The organism is Paenibacillus sp. 32352 (genome assembly GCF_002042965.1).
In the GTDB taxonomy this organism is placed as follows: Bacteria; Bacillota; Bacilli; order Paenibacillales; family NBRC-103111; genus Paenibacillus_S; species Paenibacillus_S vulneris.
Window position 1 is genome coordinate 1 of the sequence record NZ_MZNT01000028.1, and the last position, 3,766, is coordinate 3,766.

4 protein-coding genes are annotated in these 3,766 nt (G+C 45.8%); 2 read left to right on the plus strand and 2 right to left on the minus strand.

Annotated features, from left to right (window positions below):
• A partial coding sequence (locus B1728_RS35350) for a gluconate:H+ symporter (RefSeq protein ID WP_079915106.1) occupies positions 1-1,278 on the minus strand: 1,278 nt, incomplete at its 3' end.
• Positions 1,279-1,735: 457 nt separating this feature from the next.
• On the opposite strand from B1728_RS35350, the gene B1728_RS37430 reads away from it, so the two are divergent.
• Positions 1,736-1,873: a HAMP domain-containing protein gene (locus B1728_RS37430; protein ID WP_368665243.1), complete on the plus strand. Its 138-nt coding sequence runs from the start codon at positions 1,736-1,738 to the stop codon at positions 1,871-1,873.
• Positions 1,874-2,171: 298 nt separating this feature from the next.
• Positions 2,172-2,579: a hypothetical protein gene (locus tag B1728_RS35360; protein ID WP_079915108.1), complete on the plus strand. Its 408-nt coding sequence runs from the start codon at positions 2,172-2,174 to the stop codon at positions 2,577-2,579.
• A gap of 413 nt (positions 2,580-2,992) precedes the next feature.
• On the opposite strand, the gene B1728_RS36505 is transcribed toward B1728_RS35360, so the two are convergent.
• Positions 2,993-3,169, minus strand: a complete 177-nt coding sequence (locus B1728_RS36505; protein ID WP_179136333.1) for a hypothetical protein — start codon at positions 3,167-3,169, stop codon at positions 2,993-2,995.
• Positions 3,170-3,766: the final 597 nt, after the last annotated feature.

A 3,766-nucleotide genomic window follows, 5' to 3' on the forward strand; every position in this document is an offset into this window, starting at 1 on the left:
AAGCAAGCCCCATGTCTTGAACGTATCCTTAATCGATAAATTGAAATATTCCTTGAACAGCCAAAACGCGGCATCGTTCACATGCGTAATCGTGTTGCTGGCGGAAGCGGTGGCAAGCACCATCAGCGCAGGGTCCACATGGAACGTAGGGACGAGCGGCCCTACAATGCCTGCCGCCGTAATAGCCGAGACCGTCCCCGCTCCGGTAGCCAGCCTCAGAATGACCGTGATGATCCACGCCATTATAAAGGGGGAAATGACCGAATTCTGCATCAAGGCCGCAATGTAATTGCCGACGCCCGAATCGGAAATAACCTGCTTGAATGCGCCGCCGGAGCCGATGATGAAGATGATCATGGCAACCGACCCGATGGCATCGGCGAACGAGGCCATAATCTCCGGCATCTTTTTGCCTCGGTTTAGCCCGAAGGCAAAGATCCCGACAATGACGGCGATGAGCATGCTGATGACCGCGCTTCCCAGGAAGTTGATGATAAGAAAAGCCTCGCTCTTGGGATCCAGAAACAGCTTGAGCAGGGTCGCGGCAGTTATAATGATGGCCGGAATAAGCGGCACGAACAAGCTGATTCCGAAGCCGGGCATTTCCCGTTCGGTGAACACTCTAGGCTTTTGCAGCATGGGGGGCGCCGGCTTGTCCAGATTTCTCAATAGCTTCGGCAAAAGAATGCCTGAACAGATAATCGTCGGAATGGCCACGATGATGCCGTAAATGTAAACCAATCCCATATCCGCATGGTAGGCGGATACAAGGGCTGTTGGCCCCGGCTGCGGCGGGAATAAGCTGTGCGCCGTGGTGGCCGCAGCTACCATCGTCATGCCGAGAGGAAGAAAGGCGACCTCCGCTTCAATCGCAATACTAACGACCAGCGGAGCCAGAATAACGAAAGCCACCTCATAGAACATCGACACCCCAAAGATGAGGCCGGACAGCATGATCGCCCACTGCACATTTTTTTTGCCGAATTTATTCAAGATGGTCGTAGCTACCCGCTGGGCGGCTCCTGAATCGACCATCAGCTTCCCGATAACGACCCCGAAGCCGATGATGAGGGCCAAGCTTCCCAAGGTGCTTCCAAACCCGTTCTGGATGGACAGCACCAGTTTGTCTAAAGGCTCTCCTTCCAGTATACCGACGATCACCGATACGATAAGCAGTGCCAGCACGCTGTTCAGCTTGAACGTGATATTCAGAACCAGCATCATGACGACGCCGAGAGCTATCCAAATTAAAGGCAAAGCTTCCACTAGCCAGGTCATCCTGCTTCCTCCTCCAGTTGTGCCTAGATGTCAATTTTTGCGGCAAACCTTCTGCTAATTTTGCATTTTTTGTAAAAACCTTCCGACGTCTAGTTTGCGAATAGCCTGCCTATTTTATGCAGCTCGGAGGACATGAGCAGGCTGGCTTGCCCATTCATGACCCATCCAAAAACAGAACTAACCCCACAATAGAGACTTGGCTCCAAAGCTGATTCAGTGACTTTAAGGTAACCCCCAAATCTGCGCGGACAGCCTCAAGCAGGAGAGCGGACATCTGATCTTGCCTTATGAAGGCGTTGAAACGATGGTCAGCTTCTATACTTCGCGGGCTACCGGCTGGAAAATTATCGGCGTCGTGCCTTTTACCGAGAAGTCCTGAGGGATTCAAAACGTTCGTCTCGCGCTATACATCATCGTCGCCTTGGCTACGGTATTGATCGCCGTACTGTCGGTGCTAATGTCCAGAGCGATAACCAGGCCTTTAAAGCAGCTGAAGCACAATATGCGACGGGTTGAGGGCGGGAATTTCTCTGCAGCGGTGGAGGTGTCCAGCGGAGATGAGATCGGACGTCTCAGGACAAGTCTTCCGGAATAGAAAAAGAACCGCGCAGAATGGGCATCTGCGCGGTTCTTTTTCTATTGTTTAGGAAATTATGATTTCATCGTCTATGGATAAGTTATGTGTAAATTTGTCAATAAGCGAAGAAGTTGCTTATTCACACGAAAGGTGATTGTGTACTATTACTATAATTATACTTGAAATATTTGTATATTATGTTATATTATATATGTCCTAACAAATACTAACATTGAAGGAGTTATTATCAAAATTAATTCCTCAATTTGGTAGTTTTGTGAGACGAAAAAAATTATTAAAGAGGAGTGTTTTAGCTATGAAAAAACTGATCGCATCCACTTTCGCAACGTGTCTTTTATTTGCTTCTGCTGTTCCAGCTTTCGCTCAAGATAATAATCAGGCTGCTTCTTCAACCATTGCAAGTGTAGTAGCTGCTAATCAAGTTTCGAATGCTCAGCTAGCCGCATTTTCTATTAATTTTTCCTGGAAGTCAGTTCCTAATCTATATAGATACGACTTCGCTGCTATTAATCTAACTGATAATTATACTTTTGAATTTGGTAGTCAGACTGCGACTGATAGAAATATTACCGGATTTGTACCCGGGAAATCTTATAGGGTTGTAGTTACCGCATATGATGCAAACTTTAATAATATTGGTTCAGGGTACGTTCAGTTTGTTGCCAGTTCTTCAACGACCAGCTATTATATTAATTTAAATTAAATAGCACGAAGAAAGCGTACCTACTCAACATTTGTAAAGTAAAATCGACGAATCACGAGCTCATCGCGATAGTTCAACAGCAAACCAACAAATACCGCTCACTTATTGGTTTCTACAAACCGGTAAAGGAGCGGTATTTTTTTATTCATTCATTTTATTTTTGAAACAGTTTTAGTTGTTACGACCGGCAGCCGCGGGCATTGCGCTTATAAGTCTTCAGACCTATACCGGGCAAAATAATTCAATCCTTTATACAATTGAAGAAAATAAATAATTTTTTTTAAAATAATGGGCCTTGGCTTCGAAGCTGATTCAGGTACTTTGCGGGGAGCCCCGAAATTATAAAGTCTATAATAGCAAAAAAAGAGCCTGACGCTTCATCGCGTTCAGACTCTCTTTATTGAAAATCAGGGTTACTTTTTCCGGCTGGCGTTCATTTCATATTTGTTCCGGTGAAATTCCTTGACGATATCCTTTAAAAAAATCGTTTCTTGCTCGGTCAAGCCATGCTGATTGCTTTTATGAACCAAATTCCCAATATGGCGTTTTAATATTTCGCTCCGACGTCCCAGCAGTTCCTCGTGATTCAACTATGTCACTCCCTGTGTGATATGGTTTCTCTAATCTATTCTATTAAGTATATCAAACCGTTTTTTTCGAGAAAAACCGCGTTTGGCCACCCAAAACCGGAAATACCCCAAAATCTCCGAAAAAGCGACAAACAATGCCACTGGGACGAATCTATACTGGCCTATTCTCATCGAGATTAGGTTCTTCACCGCATTAACGCGTCTTTCCTTCTTCTCGCTGCTAATTCCACAGCATTTCCTTCTACACGAGCGACGATGCAGCAGCGCCGCTCTCCTCTTCTTTAAACAACAAAAAGGCGTTCTTTATGAACGCCTGGAGTCTGTAGAGAAACCCGCTTGTCCTGAAAATGGTGAAAGGTGTAGGGGGGTATCCCCTGGAGGAGCGGTAGCATCCGCCTTTGTTCTCGAGAAATTCCCGCCAAACCGAATATAATCAAGATTTCTCGAGAACAACAGCGGCCGGAAGGGGATACCCCACCGGGGTACCAAGAAAATTTTTCGGATTTCAGGCTTTAACACACAAGGAAGCTGCCATGAAGCTTCCCTTCTTTTTTCTCAATGAATGAACAAGCTCAAAAATAAAACGATAAGCAAGCC